This is a genomic window from Pseudomonas sp. TMW22089 (genome assembly GCF_022496645.1).
Classification (GTDB): Bacteria; Pseudomonadota; Gammaproteobacteria; order Pseudomonadales; family Pseudomonadaceae; genus Aquipseudomonas; species Aquipseudomonas paraversuta.
Genome location: NZ_SCFG01000009.1, coordinates 51,178 through 70,009 on the forward strand (window position 1 = coordinate 51,178; position 18,832 = coordinate 70,009).

Annotated in this window: 21 protein-coding genes; 19 read left to right on the plus strand and 2 right to left on the minus strand. The window is 60.7% G+C overall.

The annotated features are described in order from the left end of the window. Positions 1 to 80 precede the first annotated feature (80 nt). The 10 genes from EQV90_RS11025 to EQV90_RS11070 all read left to right on the plus strand — a co-directional run bounded on the left by EQV90_RS11025 (position 81) and on the right by EQV90_RS11070 (position 8,972). Positions 81 to 452 carry a chemotaxis response regulator CheY gene (locus tag EQV90_RS11025; RefSeq protein WP_165439717.1) on the plus strand — a complete coding sequence of 124 codons (372 nt, stop codon included), beginning with the start codon at positions 81 to 83 and terminating at the stop codon, positions 450 to 452. A gap of 20 nt (positions 453 to 472) precedes the next feature. Beyond that, positions 473 to 1,261 (plus strand): protein phosphatase CheZ, encoded by a 789-nt coding sequence (locus tag EQV90_RS11030; protein WP_003441885.1) that lies wholly within the window; start codon positions 473 to 475, stop codon positions 1,259 to 1,261. A 70-nt stretch (positions 1,262 to 1,331) separates the two neighbouring features. After that, complete coding sequence (locus EQV90_RS11035; RefSeq protein WP_240878100.1) at positions 1,332 to 3,518, plus strand: chemotaxis protein CheA; 2,187 nt, start codon at positions 1,332 to 1,334, stop codon at positions 3,516 to 3,518. 48 nt (positions 3,519 to 3,566) lie between these two features. Then, positions 3,567 to 4,697 (plus strand): chemotaxis response regulator protein-glutamate methylesterase, encoded by a 1,131-nt coding sequence (locus EQV90_RS11040; RefSeq protein WP_127196238.1) that lies wholly within the window; start codon positions 3,567 to 3,569, stop codon positions 4,695 to 4,697. After that, the gene (locus tag EQV90_RS11045) at positions 4,697 to 5,437 is read left to right on the plus strand and encodes a flagellar motor protein (protein WP_010656431.1); all 741 of its coding nucleotides are present in this window, start codon (positions 4,697 to 4,699) and stop codon (positions 5,435 to 5,437) included. Before EQV90_RS11040 ends, EQV90_RS11045 begins: the two co-directional genes overlap by 1 nt. 2 nt (positions 5,438 to 5,439) lie before the next feature. Continuing rightward, positions 5,440 to 6,330, plus strand: a complete 891-nt coding sequence (gene motD, locus EQV90_RS11050) for a flagellar motor protein MotD (RefSeq protein WP_003441890.1) — start codon at positions 5,440 to 5,442, stop codon at positions 6,328 to 6,330. A gap of 50 nt (positions 6,331 to 6,380) precedes the next feature. Continuing rightward, positions 6,381 to 7,169, plus strand: coding sequence for a ParA family protein (locus EQV90_RS11055; protein ID WP_003441891.1), 789 nt, complete (start codon positions 6,381 to 6,383; stop codon positions 7,167 to 7,169). An 84-nt stretch (positions 7,170 to 7,253) separates the two neighbouring features. Next, on the plus strand, positions 7,254 to 8,027 hold the full coding sequence (locus tag EQV90_RS11060; RefSeq protein WP_161718832.1) for a CheW domain-containing protein: 774 nt from the start codon (positions 7,254 to 7,256) through the stop codon (positions 8,025 to 8,027). Positions 8,028 to 8,096: 69 nt separating this feature from the next. Beyond that, entirely contained in the window at positions 8,097 to 8,579 is a 483-nt protein-coding gene (locus EQV90_RS11065) for a chemotaxis protein CheW (RefSeq protein ID WP_010656429.1), read from the plus strand. After that, positions 8,580 to 8,972 (plus strand): DUF2802 domain-containing protein, encoded by a 393-nt coding sequence (locus EQV90_RS11070; protein WP_003441894.1) that lies wholly within the window; start codon positions 8,580 to 8,582, stop codon positions 8,970 to 8,972. A 739-nt stretch (positions 8,973 to 9,711) separates the two neighbouring features. Here EQV90_RS11070 and EQV90_RS11075 read toward each other — a convergent pair. After that, positions 9,712 to 10,032: an EscU/YscU/HrcU family type III secretion system export apparatus switch protein gene (locus EQV90_RS11075; protein ID WP_003441895.1), complete on the minus strand. Its 321-nt coding sequence runs from the start codon at positions 10,030 to 10,032 to the stop codon at positions 9,712 to 9,714. Then, positions 10,029 to 11,600 carry a flagellar hook-length control protein FliK gene (locus EQV90_RS11080; RefSeq protein ID WP_240878101.1) on the minus strand — a complete coding sequence of 524 codons (1,572 nt, stop codon included), beginning with the start codon at positions 11,598 to 11,600 and terminating at the stop codon, positions 10,029 to 10,031. Before EQV90_RS11080 ends, EQV90_RS11075 begins: the two co-directional genes overlap by 4 nt. Positions 11,601 to 11,791: 191 nt before the next feature. Here EQV90_RS11080 and ccmA point away from each other — a divergent pair, with 191 nt between their 5' ends. The 9 genes from ccmA to ccmI all read left to right on the plus strand — a co-directional run bounded on the left by ccmA (position 11,792) and on the right by ccmI (position 18,753). Continuing rightward, positions 11,792 to 12,427 carry a cytochrome c biogenesis heme-transporting ATPase CcmA gene (ccmA, locus tag EQV90_RS11085; RefSeq protein ID WP_010656427.1) on the plus strand — a complete coding sequence of 212 codons (636 nt, stop codon included), beginning with the start codon at positions 11,792 to 11,794 and terminating at the stop codon, positions 12,425 to 12,427. After that, the gene (ccmB, locus tag EQV90_RS11090; RefSeq protein ID WP_240878102.1) at positions 12,424 to 13,092 is read left to right on the plus strand and encodes a heme exporter protein CcmB; all 669 of its coding nucleotides are present in this window, start codon (positions 12,424 to 12,426) and stop codon (positions 13,090 to 13,092) included. The genes ccmA and ccmB overlap by 4 nt, the downstream gene beginning before the upstream one ends. An 84-nt stretch (positions 13,093 to 13,176) precedes the next feature. After that, complete coding sequence (locus EQV90_RS11095) at positions 13,177 to 13,935, plus strand: heme ABC transporter permease (protein ID WP_177412974.1); 759 nt, start codon at positions 13,177 to 13,179, stop codon at positions 13,933 to 13,935. Further along, on the plus strand, positions 13,932 to 14,108 hold the full coding sequence (gene ccmD / locus EQV90_RS11100; RefSeq protein WP_003441903.1) for a heme exporter protein CcmD: 177 nt from the start codon (positions 13,932 to 13,934) through the stop codon (positions 14,106 to 14,108). The genes EQV90_RS11095 and ccmD overlap by 4 nt, the downstream gene beginning before the upstream one ends. Continuing rightward, positions 14,105 to 14,560: a cytochrome c maturation protein CcmE gene (ccmE, locus tag EQV90_RS11105; protein WP_003441905.1), complete on the plus strand. Its 456-nt coding sequence runs from the start codon at positions 14,105 to 14,107 to the stop codon at positions 14,558 to 14,560. The genes ccmD and ccmE overlap by 4 nt, the downstream gene beginning before the upstream one ends. Positions 14,561 to 14,563: 3 nt before the next feature. Further along, complete coding sequence (locus EQV90_RS11110) at positions 14,564 to 16,552, plus strand: heme lyase CcmF/NrfE family subunit (RefSeq protein ID WP_003441907.1); 1,989 nt, start codon at positions 14,564 to 14,566, stop codon at positions 16,550 to 16,552. Continuing rightward, the gene (locus EQV90_RS11115) at positions 16,549 to 17,085 is read left to right on the plus strand and encodes a DsbE family thiol:disulfide interchange protein (RefSeq protein WP_003441908.1); all 537 of its coding nucleotides are present in this window, start codon (positions 16,549 to 16,551) and stop codon (positions 17,083 to 17,085) included. Before EQV90_RS11110 ends, EQV90_RS11115 begins: the two co-directional genes overlap by 4 nt. Continuing rightward, the gene (locus EQV90_RS11120; RefSeq protein WP_003441910.1) at positions 17,082 to 17,558 is read left to right on the plus strand and encodes a cytochrome c-type biogenesis protein; all 477 of its coding nucleotides are present in this window, start codon (positions 17,082 to 17,084) and stop codon (positions 17,556 to 17,558) included. Before EQV90_RS11115 ends, EQV90_RS11120 begins: the two co-directional genes overlap by 4 nt. Next, the gene (gene ccmI / locus EQV90_RS11125; protein ID WP_003441913.1) at positions 17,551 to 18,753 is read left to right on the plus strand and encodes a c-type cytochrome biogenesis protein CcmI; all 1,203 of its coding nucleotides are present in this window, start codon (positions 17,551 to 17,553) and stop codon (positions 18,751 to 18,753) included. Before EQV90_RS11120 ends, ccmI begins: the two co-directional genes overlap by 8 nt. The last annotated feature ends 79 nt before the right edge of the window (positions 18,754 to 18,832 follow it).

The following is an 18,832-nucleotide window of genomic DNA, read 5'->3' on the forward strand; positions in this document are numbered from 1 at the left end:
TGCGAAATCGAATTGATTGAATGGCGCGTCCAGAGACTGAACGCGTTTAAGACTGCTTGGAGGTCGAATTGGACAAGAACATGAAGATCCTCATCGTTGATGATTTCTCAACGATGCGACGGATCATTAAAAATCTGTTGCGTGACCTCGGGTTCACCAACACGGTGGAGGCGGACGACGGCACCACGGCGTTGCCGATCCTCAACCAGGGGCACATCGACTTTCTGGTGACGGACTGGAACATGCCGGGCATGACCGGTATCGAGTTGTTGCGCCATGTGCGTGCCGACGAAAAACTCAAGCACCTGCCCGTGCTGATGGTGACCGCTGAAGCCAAGCGCGAACAAATCATCGAGGCGGCCCAGGCCGGGGTCAACGGCTATGTGGTCAAGCCGTTCACGGCCCTTGCACTCAAAGACAAGATCGAAAAAATCTTTGATCGCATCGGTTGAACGGTTTCCCGGGGGGCGCTATGGAGCATCAAGAAGCGACACAGGGCGAGTTTGAGTCGACCCTGAAAAAACATGCCCGCGAATTGGTCGACAGCCTTGAGAAAGGCAAGTTTGGCGACGCCGTGCAACTGATTCATGAACTGAACCAGACTCGCGATCGCGGCCTGTACCAGGAAGTCGGCAAGCTGACCCGTGAGTTGCACAGCTCGATTGTCAACTTTCACATCGATCCGAACATGCCGCGCGCTGAAGAAGTGTCGCAGATCACCGATGCAGCCGAGCGTTTGGCTTATGTTGTGAAGCTCACGGAAGCTGCGGCGAATCGAACCATGGATCTGGTAGAAAACAGCACGCCGCTGGTGAATGGCCTGGGCAGCGAGGCTAAAGCCCTGAGCGCAGACTGGGGCCGCTTTATGCGGCGCGAAGTAGGCGCCGAGGAGTTTCGCGAACTGGCGCGGCGGGTTGACAGTTTTTTGACGCGCAGCGAAGCCGACAACCATGTGGTGTCCGCCAACCTCACTGACATATTGCTCGCCCAGGATTACCAGGACCTCACCGGTCAGGTGATCAAGCGTGTCACCCAGCTGGTGACCGACGTGGAAAGCAATTTGCTCAAGCTGGTGCTGATGGCCAGTCAGGTCGATCGCTTTGCCGGGATCGAACACGACCGTGCGGCACTGCTCGCAGAAAATAATTCGCAAAAAAACCTGACTAAGGGTGAAGGTCCGCAGATTCATGCCGATAAACGTGATGATGTCGTGTCCGGCCAGGATGATGTAGACGATTTGCTTTCCAGTTTAGGTTTCTAGGTACTGAGTAGGCGCGCGGTAAGGGTTACCCGTCCCGGCGTCGAAAGGTCCTACTTCAAGGAGCACGTACATGAGCTTCGGCGCCGATGAAGAAATCCTTCAGGATTTCCTGGTTGAAGCCGGCGAGATTCTAGAGCTGCTGTCCGAACAGCTGGTCGAGCTTGAAAGCCGACCGGATGATGCGGACTTGCTCAATGCAATTTTTCGCGGTTTTCACACTGTAAAAGGGGGCGCCGGCTTCCTCCAGCTCCACGAGCTGGTGGAGTGCTGCCACATCGCCGAGAACGTTTTCGACATCCTGCGCAAGGGTGAGCGTGGCGTCGACTCGGAATTGATGGACGTGGTTCTTGAGGCCCTGGACGCGGTCAACGCCATGTTTACCCAGGTGCGCGAGCGCCGCCCGGTTACGCCGGCAACCCCGCAGCTGCTGGCGGCGCTGGCACGTCTGGCCGAGCCAGCTTCGGTGCCGACAGTCGCCGCTGCGGTGGCGGTCGCCGAACCTGTGGCCGGCGACAGCAGCGATATCACCGATGACGAATTTGAACTGCTGCTGGACTCCCTGAATGCAGTCAAGGCTGCTGCTGCCGAGCCCGTGCAGGCAGTTGCAGCGCCTGCAGGCAGTGATGAAATCAGCGATGCCGAATTCGAGTCGCTGCTCGACCAGTTGCACGGCAAGGGGCAGTTTCGCCCCGACACGGCCTCCAGCGTGGCGCCAGAGTCGGCACCTGTGATGACAGAGGCGGTGAGCAATGAAATCACCGACGACGAATTCGAAGCCTTGCTTGATCAGTTGCATGGCAAAGGTTCATTCAATACCGATGCGCTGGGCGCAGCCCCGGTTGTGCCGGCAGACCAGGCTGGCGAGCCTGTCAGCCCGGATCACATCAGCGATCACGAATTTGAAGCACTGCTTGATGAGCTGCACGGCAAGGGCCAGTTTTCTGTCCAGAGTCCTGCGGTTGCAGCCGTTGTTGCGGCCCCGGCTCCGGCTCCGGCTCCAGCGCCGGTAGCCAGTGCGCCCGAGGCCGCCCGTGCAGTGGCCCCCCGGGCCCCGGCTGCCAGCGCCGACAAGCCCCAGGCTTCTGAAGCCGAGACCACGGTGCGGGTTGATACTGCGCGGCTGGACGACATCATGAACATGGTCGGCGAGCTGGTGCTGGTGCGTAACCGTTTGGTGCGCCTGGGCCTCAACAGCCACGACGAAGCGATGGCCAAGGCATTGTCCAACCTCGACGTGGTGACCGCCGACCTGCAGACCGCGGTCATGAAGACCCGGATGCAGCCGATCAAAAAAGTCTTCGGCCGTTTTCCGCGTCTGGTGCGCGATCTGGCGCGCCAGTTGAAAAAAGAAATCAGCCTGGAGCTGGTGGGCGAAGAAACCGACCTCGACAAGAATCTGGTCGAGGCACTGGCCGATCCGCTGGTGCACTTGGTGCGCAACGCGGTTGACCACGGGTGTGAAACCCCCGAAGAGCGCGAAGCAGCCGGTAAACCGCGCTGCGGCAGGGTAATTCTGTCGGCCGAGCAAGAAGGCGACCATATCCTGCTGTCGATCTCCGATGACGGCAAAGGCATGGACGCCAATGTGCTGCGCGCCATTGCAGTGAAAAAAGGGCTGATGGACAAGGATGCAGCCGATCGCCTGAGCGAAAACGATTGCTACAACCTGATTTTTGCCCCGGGCTTCTCCACCAAAACCGAGATTTCCGATGTGTCCGGGCGTGGCGTGGGCATGGATGTGGTGAAAACCAAGATCGCCCAGCTCAATGGCTCGCTGAGCATTGAGTCGACCTTGGGTCGCGGTTCGAAAATCGTGATCAAGGTGCCGCTGACCCTGGCCATCATGCCGACCCTGATGGTGATGCTGGGCAATCAGGCGTTTGCGTTCCCGCTGGTCAACGTCAACGAAATTTTCCACCTCGACCTGTCGCGCACCAATGTGGTCGACGGCCAGGAAGTGGTGATCGTGCGGGACAAGGCGTTGCCATTGTTCTACCTCAAGCGCTGGCTGGTGGCCTCGGCGGCCCATGAAGAGCAGCGCGAAGGGCATGTGGTGATTCTTTCGGTGGGCACCCAGCGCATCGGCTTTGTGGTCGATCAACTGGTGGGCCAGGAAGAAGTGGTGATCAAGCCGTTGGGCAAAATGCTCCAGGGCACGCCAGGCATGTCGGGCGCCACCATCACCGGTGACGGCCGTATTGCCCTGATCCTGGATGTTCCGAGCATGCTCAAGCACTACGCTTCGCGGCGTATTTGATTCTGGTGGCACCGGCGGTTGCACCTCATACCGCCTAACGGAGTGTTTATGGTAGTCAAGGTCCTGGTGGTGGATGATTCCGGTTTTTTCCGCCGCCGCGTCTCGGAAATTCTGTCGGCTGATCCAACAATTCAAGTGATCGGTACCGCCACCAACGGCAAGGAGGCGATTGATCAGACGCTGGCGCTCAAGCCCGATGTGATCACCATGGACTACGAGATGCCGTTGATGGATGGCATTACGGCGGTGCGCCATATCATGCAGCGCTGTCCGACTCCGGTACTGATGTTCTCTTCGCTGACCCACGAAGGCGCCCGGGTCACCCTGGATGCGCTGGACGCCGGGGCGGTGGATTTCCTGCCGAAAAACTTTGAAGACATCTCGCGTAATCCGGACAAGGTCAAACAATTGCTGTGCGAAAAGGTGCACAGCATCTCCCGCAGCAACCGTCGCTTGTCCGGCTACAGCGCACCAGCCCCCGGCATACCGGCGCCTGTTGTCAGCCGGCCGGCAGCGGGCGGTTTTGCGCCGCCTGCAGCCATCCCGGCTCCGGCACGCACCACGCCGATTGCCAGTCGTACGGCCGCGCCAGCGACGTCCCCCGGGCCAAAGCGCAAAGCCTACAAACTGGTGGCCATCGGCACCTCAACTGGCGGTCCGGTGGCCTTGCAACGGGTCCTGACCCAGTTGCCGGGTAATTTCCCGGCGCCGATCGTACTGGTCCAGCATATGCCAGCGGCTTTTACCAAAGCCTTTGCCGAGCGTCTGGACAAGCTGTGCCGGATCAGCGTCAAGGAAGCCGAAGACGGCGATATCTTGCGCCCCGGCCTGGCGTTGCTGGCTCCGGGCGGCAAGCAGATGATGATTGACGGGCGTGGCGCGGTAAGAATCCTGCCAGGCGATGAACGTCTGAACTACAAACCGTGCGTGGATATCACCTTCGGTTCAGCTGCCAAGTCCTACGGCGACAAAGTTTTGGCGGTGGTATTGACCGGCATGGGCGCGGATGGCCGTGAAGGTGCACGTTTGCTCAAGCAGGGCGGCAGTACGGTGTGGGCCCAGGACGAGGCCAGCTGTGTGATTTACGGCATGCCCATGGCCATCGTCAAAGCCAACCTGGCGGATGCGGTGTACAGCCTCGATGATGTCGGCCGGTACCTGGTGGAGGCCTGTCACTGATGGATGTGCTCAGTCTGATCGGCATCATCATGGCCTTTGTCGCGATTATCGGCGGCAACTACCTGGAAGGGGGCCATCTGGGCGCCCTGGTCAATGGCCCGGCGGCCTTGATTGTGGTGGGCGGTACAGTGGGCGCGGCGTTGCTGCAGTCGCCCGTGAGTGCGTTCAAGCGGGCGATGCAAACCCTGGTCTGGATTATCTTTCCGCCGCGCATCGATATGGCTGCCGGCATCGACCAGGTCGTCAACTGGAGCCTTACCGCGCGCAAGGAGGGCCTGCTGGGCCTTGAAAGCGTGGCCGATGCCGAGCCCGACAGCTATTCGCGCAAAGGCCTGCAATTGCTGGTGGACGGCGCTGAGCCCGAAGCCATTCGCAGCGTGCTGGAGGTCGATTACATGACCCGGGAAAGTCGCGATATCGAGGCCGCCAAAGTCTTTGAAAGCATGGGCGGCTATGCGCCGACCATCGGCATCATCGGTGCAGTGATGGGCCTGATCCACGTGATGGGCAATCTGGCCGACCCGGCGCAACTGGGCAGCGGCATTGCCGTGGCGTTTGTGGCGACCATTTACGGGGTGGCCAGTGCCAACCTGTTGCTGTTGCCCATTGCCAGCAAACTCAAGGCGATTGCCCTGCGCCAGTCGCTGTACCGCGAGATGATGCTCGAAGGCATCCTGTCGATTGCCGAAGGCGAAAACCCGCGCTCCATCGAACTCAAGCTCCAGGGCTTTGTGGGTTAACTATGAGTCGCCGTCGCCGCTCCGCCGATGAGCACGTCAATCATGAACGCTGGCTGGTGTCCTACGCGGATTTCATTACGCTGCTGTTTGCCTTTTTTGTGGTCATGTACTCGATTTCGTCGATCAACGAAGGCAAGTACAAGGTGATTTCCCAGGCCCTGGTCGGGGTTTTCAATGACAGCGAGCGCAGCGTCAAGCCAATCCCCGTCGGCGATGAGCGCCCGCTGACGACGACCCCGGCAGAGCCGTTGATCAAAGACAGCGAACACACCGACGCCGGTCTGGGGCAGTCTCCTGATGATCCGCTTAAAACCATTGCCGATGACATCACCACCGCCTTCGGCGACTTGATCGCGTCCAGACAATTGACGGTGCGCGGTAACGAGTTGTGGGTCGAGATCGAACTCAATTCCAGCCTGTTGTTCGGCAGCGGCGACGCCATGCCCAGCAATATGGCGTTCAGTATCATCGACAAGGTGGCGGCGATCCTCAAACCCTTCGACAACCCGATTCACGTCGAGGGCTTTACCGACGATTTGCCGATACGTACCGCGCAGTACCCGACCAACTGGGAGCTGTCGTCGGCACGCTCGGCGAGCATCGTGCGCATGCTGGCGATGCAGGGGGTCAACCCCGGGCGCATGGCGTCGGTGGGCTACGGCGAGTTTCAACCGGTGGCCAATAACGCCACGCCTGAGGGGCGCGCCCTCAATCGCCGGGTGGTACTGGTGGTGTCGCGCAATCTGGAAGTAAGGCGCAGCCTGACCGGCGTGGGCACCGCTCACGCAACACCGGATGCCGCCCTGAAGCGGGCTGGCACACAAACTGCACCGCCTCCAACAAAGCCGCCGGTTCGTGGGAATGCCGTCAATTCCCCGTCACCGCTCCTATAAGTGCATGTCAATTCTCGGCCGGCACGTCCGCAGCCGGGAGGAACAACAAAATGAGAGTCTGGGCAGTAGCCAATCAAAAAGGTGGAGTCGGTAAGACCACCACATCCATCGCTCTGGCCGGTTTGCTGGCTGAGGCGGGCAAGCGCGTGGTGGTGGTCGACCTCGACCCGCACGGTTCCATGACCAGCTATTTCGGTTACGACCCGGACGCCCTCGAGCACAGCGTTTACGACTTGTTTTTGCACCAGGGCCAGGTGCCGCAAGGCCTGGCTGCGCAATTACTGCTGTCCACCAGCCATCCGAACATTGCCTTGTTGCCAGCCACCACTGCGCTGGCAACCCTGGAGCGTCAGGCGCCGGGGCAGAGCGGCCTGGGTCTGGTCATCGCCCGCAGTCTGGCGCAGCTGTGGCAGGATTATGACTACGCCATCATCGACAGCCCGCCGATCCTGGGGGTGCTGATGGTCAATGCATTGGCGGCCAGCCAGCAGTTGATCATCCCGGTGCAAACCGAGCATCTGGCCCTCAAGGGCCTGGAACGCATGGTCCACACCCTGCGCATGATCAACCGCTCGCGCCAGCAGGAACTGCCGTTCTGCATCGTGCCGACCTTGTTCGACCGCCGCACCCAGGCCTCGATGAGCACCTTGCGGGTTTTGCGCGATGTGTACCCCGACACACTGTGGCAGGGCTTTGTCCCGGTGGACACGCGTTTGCGTGATGCCAGCCGGGCAGGGCAGACGCCCTCGCAGTTCGATGAAAAAAGCCGTGGGGTGATCGCCTATCGCGCCTTGCTCAAGCATGTATTGACCCGCCAGCTCGCGCCGCAGGCGGTCTGAGGTGCGCGTGCATTCAAGTAGCCGCCGGGTGCGGCCGATAACGTCTCAAGGCCTCAGTCGCGAGGCAGTTGAGTGGGGCACTTTATGAAACAGGCGACAGCGCTTTCCCACGGCCCGCAATTGGCTTTGCAGTCCTATCTCGACGACTTGCTGTTCGATGCCACAGAAGGGTTGCAGCAGGTTGAACCACAGCCGGACGAGCTGTCCGCACTTGCCCTTGACGGGCAGGTGCAGGCTGAAGAACCGGCGGTTGCCATGCCGCTGGAGCTGGCAGACGTGGGGGTGGCCACCGAAGCGTTCGCCCACCCTCTGGTGCAGGTGCACAGGCCGCGCGCCGCGGCGGCTCCATTGCCGGCGCAGACCGACGGCCGCCCGGCCTGGGCCGACGAGCCTTTCGAATGTCTGCTGTTTGACGTGGCCGGGCTGACGCTGGCGGTGCCGCTGGTGTGCCTGGGCTCGATTTATTCACTGCAGGGGCGGGAATTGACTCCCCTGTTCGGTCAGCCGGAGTGGTTCCTGGGCATTCTGCCGAGCCACAGTGGCAACCTCAATGTGCTGGACACCGCGCGCTGGGTGATGCCCGACCGCTATCGCGATGATTTTCGCGAGGGCCTGCAATACGTTATTTCGGTCCAGGGTTATGACTGGGGGCTGGCCGTGCATCAAGTCAGCCGCTCACTGCGCCTGGACCCCGAACAGATCAAATGGCGGACCCGGCGCGGGCAGCGACCGTGGCTGGCGGGCACTGTGATTGAACACATGTGTGCGCTGCTGGACGTGGCGCAGTTGGCAGAGTTGATCAGCAGTGGCGCGGTCAAGCACATGGCCAGTGCCGCCGCCGGGGCAACCGACAAATAAACCACCGGGCCTTTGGCCGCGGTCAGACAGTACACACCGCATCGACGGTATTTCTTCAGGGGTTTGGGTATGAGCAAGGCAGCGGCACAACAGAGCAGCGAAGATCCGATCCTGCAGTGGGTCACCTTCAAGCTGGACAACGAGACCTACGGCATCAACGTCATGCAGGTGCAGGAAGTACTGCGTTATACCGAAATCGCCCCGGTTCCTGGTGCGCCGTCTTACGTGCTGGGCATCATTAACCTGCGCGGCAATGTGGTGACGGTGATAGACACGCGTCAGCGTTTTGGCTTGCAGGGTACCGAGATTACTGACAACTCGCGGATCGTCATCATCGAAGCCGACAAGCAAGTGGTGGGGATTCTGGTCGACAGCGTGGCGGAAGTGGTTTACCTGCGTCAGTCTGAAATCGAAACGGCGCCCAATGTGGGCAATGACGAGTCGGCAAAATTTATCCAGGGTGTGTGCAACAAGAACGGCGAGCTGCTGATTCTGGTTGAGCTGGACAAGATGATGACCGAAGAAGAGTGGTCGGACCTGGAGAACATCTGATTGATCCTTGAGGCGGCGGTAATCGTCCTGGGCCTGCTCTGGGTGGCGACACTGTGGGTGCTGGTGACCTATATCCGCCGCCAGCGCGTGAGTGCCGCACAGCAGGCGGGGGCGGACGAACTGCGTGACCGGCGCCTCAAGGAACTGACCCGGCGGCTGGACACCTACCAGAACGGCAGCGTGCAGATGGGCGAAGACCTGCACGAACTGCGCGCCGTGGTAGCGCCGCTGCCCGAGAAGCTGACCCAGCTGGAACAGCGCGACCCCACCAGCCTGTCGTTCAACCAGGCAGCGCGTCTGGTGGGCATGGGTGCCAGCGTTGACGAACTGACCCAGTCCTGCGGCCTGACCCAGGCCGAGGCCGAATTGATGAGCAAGATGCATAAAGGCTGAACCGCCAAACCTGTAGGAGCGAGCTTGTCTCGCGAGCTCTTTGCGGTTTTGCTGAAAAGCTCGCGAGACAAGCTCGCTCCAACAGGTGCAATTGCAGCTTCCTGCATGGGGTGCCTTACGGCCTGGACGGTGAAGTCTGCGATCTGCCGCATTTCTGCACAGCACAACCCCTGTAGGAGCGAGCTTGCTCGCGAGCTCTTGGGGTTTGGTTGAAAAGCTCGCGAGACAAGCTCGCTCCTACAGATGCGGTTGCTACCTCCTGCATGGGGTGCCTGCCGGCCTGGACGGTGAAGTCTGCAATCTCCCGCATTTCTGCACTGCACAACCCCTGTAGGAGCGAGCTTGTCTCGCGAGCTCTTTGCGGTTTTGCTGAAAAGCTCGCGAGACAAGCTCGCTCCTACAGGTGCGGTTGCAACCTCCTGCATGGGGTGCCTTCCGGCCTGGGCGGTGAAGTCTGCGATCTGCCGCTTTTCTGCACTGCACAAACCTTGTAGGAGCGAGCTTGTCTCGCGAGCTCTTTGCGGTTTTGCTGAAAAGCTCGCGAGACAAGCTCGCTCCTACAGATGCGGTTGCAGCCTCCTGCATGGGGTGCCTTCCGGCCTGGACGGTGAAGTCTGCGATCTGCCGCATTTCTGCACAGCACAACCCCTGTAGGAGCGAGCTTGCTCGCGAGCTCTTTGCGGCTTGGTTGAAAAGCTCGCGAGACAAGCTCGCTCCTACAGGTGCCTTGTGATCTGGCTTATTTCGGCGGGGTTATATCCCGTTCCACCGGCCCGGCATCGGGATCGAATCCCTCCGGGAATTTGCCTTTAAGCTGCCAGGCAAAGGCAATGATCTCCGCCAGGGTGCGGTACAACTCCTGCGGGATGCTGTCCCCCAGTTCCATGCGCGCCAGTAATTTCACCAGCTCGGCATTTTCATAAATTGGCACTTCGTACTCGCGGGCCAGTTTGAGAATGGCTTCGGCCAGTTCATCGTCACCCTTGGCGGTGAGGGTGGGCGCTTGTTTGCCGTCGTATTTGAGGGCAATCGCCTGACGCGTTTCGGGCTCTGTGCTCATGCGGTTTCGTCGACCCAGCGTTGTTCCAGTGGGGTGTGGCCACCTTGCGGCGGGATGCCCTGGTGGCAATCGAGATCGGTCACGCTCAGCCCGGCATCGTTGAGACGCTGGCGTAACGTGCCCAGCTGGCTGGCGATCAGTTCTGCGGTACTGGCCCGTTGCGCCCAGAGCTGGCCCGACAGGTTGCCGCGAAGCAATTGCGCCTGTACATGCAAGGGGCCCAGCGGGCTCAGGTCGAAGGCCAGTTCCACCCGCCACAGCTGATCTTTGACTTCACGGCTTTCGGCCGTGTCTTGGGCTTGTTTCTCTCCCGGATCTTCACGCTGAAACTTGATCTGCAGCGCAACTACGTCGTGGGCGTTGCGCATCGGTATTTCCAGTTGCCAGGTGGTCAGCAGGTTGCCATCAGCGGTTCGTCCGCTTTGCTCCAGGCTGGACAGTTGATGGCTTTGCAGGCGCGAAATGGCCGCCGCTGCGAGTTTCAGCAAATGTTCCAGGCTGTCTTCGTCTTCGCCACCGGGCAGTCCACGCTTGGGCAGCGGAAAGCCGCCAGGCTGGGGTTTGGCGCTGACCTGGCCGAGCATCCCCAGGGCATTGCGGACAAAGGTCGGCATGGCCTGGGCCTGGCTGCTGGCGGCCATGGCGGGGGTGAAAGCGGAGTTTGCAGGTACGCCCGGCAAGATCTGTGCAATCAGGCGCAGCAATGTGGCTTTCATGTCTGGAGCCAGGGCCTGGGTTTGGCCGTTCAGCAGTCTGGCTTCCAGAAAAGCGCCGCTGTTGAGTAGGGCCGCTCCTAATGTTTTGGGGTTACTCAACTCTGCTGGCGTAGGCAAGCTCGCCAACAGCTTGTCGATGGAGGCGCGCAACGCGTCGGGCATGTTGTTGCTGGCCGGGAGTTTTTGCAGGGCGCTGAGCAGGCCTTCCAGTGAAGCCTGGCGACCTTGCTGCATGGCCAGTTGTTGCGCCACCGCCAGTTGATCCTGACGACCGCTCAGCGGGACAAAATTCAGGGTCTGTGCATCCTGCACCTGTGCACTCAGCAAGCTGCCCACGCGCAAGGGTTGGGGGCTGTCCACAGTCAGGGTGCTGCCGTTCAGGGCGCTGTTGAGCAGTGTGACCATTGAGCGATAGACCGCAGGCTGACCAGCGCTCTGGGCCAGCAGCTGGGTGGTCAGCACTTTGCCCTGCAGCAGGCTGCCCGCCGGCAATTGTTGCGGGTCAAGCCGGGTGAGGCTGGCCACGCCGCTGCTCAGGGCTTGCTGCAGGCTGATGGCCAGACTGCCGGGGCCGGGCTGGCTCACGGCGAGCAGGGTGCCCAGGGGCAGGGGTTGGAGGCTGCTGACTTGCACATTGGTCTGGCGCCCGCTATCGAGGGTCAATCGGAGCAGCAGCTGGAAGGCCGCATCCCCCTGCTTAAGTGATAACACCTGTGCCTGTGCACTTTGGCCGGGGCCGATCAGGCCCGGGAGAGGCTGCAGCAATTTGAGCGTTTCACCGCCCGTAATGCCAGGACGTACGGCGGTCGGCGCAGCGGGCAGGACGGGTGGAATTGTCATGTCGCCTTTCATCGTAACAGCCTGTCGAAATTGGCTCATTTAGAGTAGGGCATGGCATGTATAATGCTGCCCCGTCGTTCAGAGCGGGTGAAAACATCGCTATTGTTTGACCCAGCTCTCTGAAACAGGTCGCCAAAGCATTTATCCTGCATCATTTTAACGGCCGCGCCTCAGCCGACTTGAACCGTGAAGGCCTCAATTACGTGACCAGCCCTCTTTTAGAAGCCGTAGCACTCGCCTGTGAGCGCGACTGGCGGATGCTGTTCGAGAATCTCGAATTGCGACTCGCCAGCGGCGACATGTTACAAATCAGCGGGCCCAACGGCAGCGGCAAGACCAGCCTGTTGCGTTTGTTGGCAGGCCTGATGCAGCCGACGGCGGGTGAAGTCCGGCTCAATGGCCTGCCGTTGAGCAGTCAGCGAACGCAACTGGCCGGTAATCTGCTCTGGATCGGCCATGCTGCCGGTATCAAGGATTTGCTCACCGCGGAAGAGAACCTGGCCTGGCTCTGCGCCTTGCATCGCCCGGCCACCCGTGACGCTATCTGGGCAGCGCTGGCTGCAGTGGGGCTCAAGGGTTTTGAAGATGTACCGTGCCACACCTTGTCCGCAGGTCAGCAGCGGCGTGTGGCTCTGGCGCGGCTGCATCTGGACAGCCCGCCGTTGTGGATTCTCGATGAGCCGTTTACCGCGCTCGATAAACAGGGTGTGGCCCAGCTCGAAGAGCACCTGGCGAGTCACTGCGAACGCGGTGGCATGGTGGTACTGACCACTCACCACAACTTGACCCGGATGCCGGCCGGTTACCGCGATATCGACCTGGGGCATTGGGCTGTATGAGTGTGTTCGCAACCTTGGTGGCACGTGAAGCGCGTTTGCTGTTTCGCCGTCCGGCGGAACTGGCCAACCCTCTGGTGTTCTTCGCAATTGTGATCGCCATGTTCCCGTTGGCAGTCGGACCCGAGACTCAGTTGTTACAAACCTTGTCTCCGGGGCTGCTCTGGGTAGCTGCCCTGTTATCGGTTTTGCTCTCGCTGGACGGGCTTTTCCGCAGTGATTTCGAGGACGGATCACTGGAACAGTGGGTCCTTTCGTCGCACCCCCTGCCTCTACTGGTATTGGCCAAAGTGCTGGCACACTGGGCGTTTTCCGGTCTGGCCCTGGTCATCCTGTCGCCGCTGCTGGCCTTGATGCTGGGGTTGCCGGGGGCCTGCCTGCCGGTCTTGCTGCTGTCGTTGTTGCTGGGTACGCCGGTCTTGAGTCTGCTCGGCGCTGTTGGCGCGGCGCTGACCGTGGGCCTCAAACGGGGTGGCCTGCTGCTGGCCCTGCTGATTCTGCCTTTATATATCCCGGTGCTGATTCTTGGCAGCGGCGCGTTGCAGGCGGCCTTGCAAGGCATGCCTGCGACGGGTTATCTGCTTTGGCTTGCAAGCCTGACCGCCCTGGCAGTAACCCTGACACCTTTTGCTATAGCCGCCGGCCTGAAAATCAGCGTCGGCGAATAATGAGGTCTGGCCCCATGGGGCCAGTAAAGACCCTGGCTTTGTCAACGACCCTCGGGCGTGGCAAAGCACCGTGATGGAAACAGCGTGATGAACTGGACTTGGTTTCACAAACTCGGCTCGCCCAAATGGTTCTATGCCATCAGCGGGCGTCTGCTGCCCTGGTTAAGCATTGCGGCAGCGCTGCTGATTACCTGCGGGGTAGTCTGGGGCCTGGCATTTGCGCCGCCCGACTACCAGCAGGGCAATAGCTTCCGGATCATTTATATCCATGTGCCGGCGGCGATGCTGGCCCAGTCCTGTTATGTGATGCTGGCGGTGTGCGGCGTGGTTGGCCTGGTCTGGAAGATGAAAATCGCCGACGTGGCCCTGCAGTGCGCAGCGCCCATCGGTGCCTGGATGACCGCCGTGGCGCTGCTCACCGGTGCGATCTGGGGCAAGCCGACCTGGGGCTCGTGGTGGGTGTGGGATGCTCGCCTGACCTCGATGCTGATCCTGCTGTTTCTGTACTTCGGCCTCATTGCCCTGGGCAATGCCATCACCAATCGCGACAGCGCGGCCAAGGCCTGCGCGGTATTGGCGATTGTCGGCGTGATCAATATCCCGATCATCAAATACTCGGTCGAGTGGTGGAACACCCTGCATCAGGGCGCGACCTTCACCCTGACCGAAAAACCGGCCATGCCGATGGAAATGTGGTTGCCATTGCTGCTGACGGTGCTGGGTTTTTATTGCTTCTTTGGCGCCGTGCTGTTGTTGCGCATGCGCCTCGAAGTACTCAAACGCGAGGCCCGCAGTAGCTGGGTCAAGGCCCTGGTATTGAAAGCGCTGGAGGGTGGACGATGAGCTTTGCGTCTTTCGGCGACTTTATCGCCATGGGCCATCACGCGGTATATGTCTGGTCGGCCTATGGCATTTGCCTGGCAGTGCTGGGGTTGAACGTAGCGCTGCCGATTGTGGCGCGCCGGCGTTATCTGCAACAAGAGGCGCGTCGTTTGCGCCGGGAGAACTCGAAGTGAATCCGCTGCGCAAAAAACGTTTGATCATCATCCTGGCAATTCTGGTGGGGGTAGGCATTGCCGTTGCCCTGGCCTTGAGTGCCCTGCAGCAGAACATCAACCTGTTCTACACCCCGACCCAGATCGCCAATGGCGAAGCCCCGCTGGACACCCGCATTCGTGCCGGCGGCATGGTGCAAGCCGGTTCGCTGAAACGCTCTGGCGACTCGCTGGACGTGCAGTTCGTGGTCACCGATTTCAACAAGTCCGTAACCATCGCTTATCGCGGCATCCTCCCGGATCTGTTCCGTGAGGGGCAGGGCATCGTCGCGCTGGGCAAGCTCAACGCCCAGGGTGTGGTGGTGGCTGATGAAGTGCTGGCCAAGCACGACGAAAAATACATGCCGCCCGAAGTGACCAAAGCGTTGAATGAAAGTGGCCAGTCCGCGCCTGTACCGGCTAAAGAGGGTTAAGTAATGACGTTTGGACTGTTTGTTCCTGAATTGGGCCAGCTGGCCATGATTCTGGCCCTGTGCTTTGCCATCGTGCAGGCCATCGTGCCGCTGCTGGGTGCCTGGCGCGGCGACAAGTTGTGGATGAGCCTGGCGCAACCTGCCGCCTGGGGCCAGTTTGCCTTCCTGCTGTTTTCGTTCGGTTGCCTGACCTACGCCTTTATGAGTGATGATTTCTCGGTGGCGTACGTGGCGAGCAACTCCAACAGCGCGCTGCCCTGGTACTACAAGTTCAGCGCCGTGTGGGGCGCCCACGAAGGTTCGCTGCTGTTGTGGGCGATGATTCTGGGGGGCTGGACCTTCGCCGTGTCGATCTTCTCGCGCCAGTTGCCGCAAGTGATGCTGGCCCGGGTGCTGGCGATCATGGGCATGATCAGTATCGGCTTCCTGCTGTTTCTGATCATGACTTCGAATCCGTTCGTACGTCTGCTTCCGCAAATTCCTGCAAACGGCAATGACCTTAACCCGCTGCTGCAGGACATCGGTCTGATCGTTCACCCGCCGATGCTGTACATGGGCTATGTCGGTTTCTCGGTGGCCTTTGCCTTCGCCATTGCCGCCTTGCTCGGCGGTCGGCTGGATGCTGCCTGGGCCCGCTGGTCGCGTCCGTGGACCATCGTTGCCTGGGCCTTTCTCGGTATCGGTATCACCCTGGGTTCGTGGTGGGCGTATTACGAGCTTGGCTGGGGCGGCTGGTGGTTCTGGGACCCGGTAGAAAACGCCTCGTTCATGCCATGGCTGGTGGGCACTGCGCTGATTCACTCGCTGGCCGTGACCGAAAAACGCGGAGTGTTCAAAAGCTGGACCGTGTTGCTGGCGATTGCCGCCTTTTCGTTGAGCCTGCTGGGGACCTTCCTGGTGCGTTCCGGCGTGCTGACGTCGGTCCACGCGTTTGCCTCCGACCCCGAGCGCGGGGTGTTCATCCTGATTTTCCTGCTGTTTGTCGTAGGCGGTTCGCTGACCCTGTTTGCGTTGCGTGCACCGGTGGTCAAGAGCCACGTCAGCTTCAAGCTGTGGTCCCGCGAAACCTTGCTGCTGGGCAACAACCTGGTGCTGGTGGTGGCCGCTTCGATGATTCTGCTGGGCACCTTGTATCCGCTGATTCTGGATGCCATCAGTGGCGCCAAGATGTCGGTCGGCCCGCCGTACTTCAACGCCATGTTCATTCCACTGATGGGCTTGCTGATGGTGGTAATGGCCGTCGGCATGCTGGTGCGCTGGAAAGACACTCCGGTCAAATGGCTGCTGAGCATGCTGACCCCGGTTCTGCTGGGCAGTGCGGCGCTGGCGGCGATTGCCGGCGTAGCCTATGGCGACTTCAACTGGGCGGTGATCACCACCTTTATGCTGGCGGCCTGGGTGTTGCTGGCCGGGGTGCGCGACATTGGCGACAAAACCCGTCACAAAGGCCTGATCAAAGGCATGCGCAGCCTGACCCGCAGCTACTGGGGCATGCAGATCGCCCACCTGGGGATTGCGGTCTGCGCGCTGGGCGTGGTGTTGTCGAGCCAGAACAGTGCCGAGCGCGACTTGCGTCTGGCGCCGGGCGAGTCCATGGAACTGGGTGGTTATCACTTCATTTTTGAAGGTGCCAAGCATTACCAGGGCCCCAACTTCACATCGGACAAAGGCACGGTACGGGTGATCCGTAACGGCAAGGAAGTCAGCGTGCTGCACCCGGAAAAACGTTTGTACACGGTGCAGAACTCGATGATGACCGAAGCCGGGATCGATGCCGGCTTTACCCGTGACCTCTATGTAGCACTGGGTGAACCGCTGGATAACGGTGCCTGGGCCGTACGGGTGCATGTCAAACCGTTCGTGCGCTGGATCTGGTTCGGCGGCCTGCTCACAGGCTTTGGCGGTTTGCTGGCAGCGATGGACCGGCGTTATCGGGTCAAGGTTAAAAGCCGCGTGCGTGAAGCATTGGGCATGACAGGAGCCACCGTATGAAGCGCTGGTTGATGCTGGTTCCGCTGGCCGTATTTCTGGGCATGGCGTGGTTTCTCTACAGAGGCCTGTACCTGGACCCCACCGAATTGCCCTCGGCAATGATCGACAAACCGTTCCCGGCCTTCAGCCTGCCAGCGGTCGAGGGTGACAAGACCCTGACCGAGGCCGACCTCAAGGGCAAGCCGGCGCTGGTCAACGTGTGGGCCACCTGGTGCATTTCGTGCCGGGTCGAGCACCCGGTGCTGACCAAACTGGCCGAGCAGGGTGTGGTGATTTACGGCGTCAACTACAAGGACGTGAATGCCGACGCCAAAAAATGGCTCAAGGACTTTCACAATCCCTACCAGCTGGACATCAACGATGCAGACGGCTCGCTGGGCCTGAACCTCGGGGTGTACGGTGCGCCCGAGACCTTCCTGATCGACAGCAAGGGCATCATTCGCCACAAGTTTGTCGGTGTGATCGATGAAACCGTTTGGCGCGAACAACTGGCCAGCCGCTATCAGGCGCTGGTTGACGAGGCCAAGCCATGAAGCGCTGGTTAGCGGCAGCTGCCCTGGGCCTGGCCCTGAGCGGCGTGGCCCAGGGGGCCATCGACACCTATGAGTTTGCCAATGATGCCGAACGCGCGCGTTTTCGCGAGCTGACCCAGGAACTGCGTTGCCCCAAGTGTCAGAATCAGGACATTGCCGATTCCAATGCACCGATCGCCACCGACCTGCGGCGCGAGATCTACCGCATGCTGGGCGAGGGCAAGGACAACCAGCAAATCCTCGACTTCATGGTCGCGCGCTACGGTGATTTCGTGCTCTACAAGCCGGCCCTGACCAGCAAGACCGCAGTGCTCTGGTTTGGCCCGTTCGCCTTGCTGCTCGGTGGCCTGGTGCTGATCGGGGTGATTGTCGGTCGCCGTCGTCGAGCCCCGCAGGCTGCAGGCTCGGACACACTTTCTGTCGAAGAGCGTCAGCGCCTCGACACTTTGCTGGATAAAACCAAAGATGATTGATTTCTGGCTCGCAGCAGGCTTGCTGCTACTCATTGCCCTCAGTTTTTTATTGATTCCGGTACTGCGCGGGCGTCGTGCCCAGCGTGAAGAAGACCGTACCGCGCTCAACGTAGCGTTGTATCAGGAGCGTCTGGCTGAATTGCAGCAGCAGCTTGAAGAGGGCGTATTGAACGCCGGGCAGCTGGAAGCCGGGCGTGCCGAAGCCGCCCGGGAATTGCTGGCAGACACTGAAGGCGTGGCCCCGGCGCGGGTTTCCAGCCTGGGCAAAGCCTTGCCACTGCTGGCAGCGATCATGGTTCCGGTATTGGGTCTGGGCCTGTACCTGCACTATGGCTCCAGCGATAAAGTCGAGCTGACCCGCGAATTCTCGCAACCGCCGCAATCCCTTGAAGAGATGGTCGCGCGCCTGGAGCGTGCTGCGGCAGCGCAGCCGGACTCGGCCGAAGGCCTGTATTTCCTGGGGCGTGCCTATATGGCGCAAAACCGCCCGGCCGACGCCGCCAAAGTGTTTGAGCGCACCGTGGCCCTGGCCGGCCGTCAGCCGGAGTTGTTGGGGCAATGGGCCCAGGCGCAGTACTTTGCCGATGACAAACAGTGGAGCGACAAGACCCAGGCGCTGACCGATGAAGCCCTGAAGGCCGATCCGAAAGAAGTCACCAGCCTCGGTCTGCTGGGTATCGCCGCCTTTGAAGGCAAGCGTTATCAGGAAGCCATCACCTATTGGCAGCGGCTGCTCAACGAACTGCCCCAGGGTGACAAGTCCCGTGAAGCGCTGGAAGGCGGCATCGAACGTGCTCGTCAGCAGTTGCTGGCCAGTGGTGGCAAAGTCGAAGAGGCCCCTGCGGCCAAGGCCCGGGCTTCGATCAAGGTCAGTGTCGATCTGGCTGATGCAGTCAAGGCCCAGGTCCTGCCGGGTGACAGCGTCTTCATCTTCGCCCGTGCAGTCTCAGGCCCGCCGGCACCCCTGGCGGTCAAGCGCGTGACCGTGGCCGACCTGCCGATCACCGTTGAACTGGGTGATGTCGACGCAATGATGCCGCAATTGAAACTGTCCAACTTTCCTGAAGTCCAACTCATGGCACGCATCTCCCGCGCCGGCCAGCCAACAGCCGGCGAGTGGATAGGGCGGGGCAAACCGCTGTCCAGCAGCACCACGCAGCTGCAACAGCTGACCATCGACAGTCCGGACAAATAACCGGGAACCCCCAGGAGCGAGCTTTTTCAAAGCGGCAACGAAAAGCTCGCTCCTGCAGGGCAATCAATGACAAGAGAAT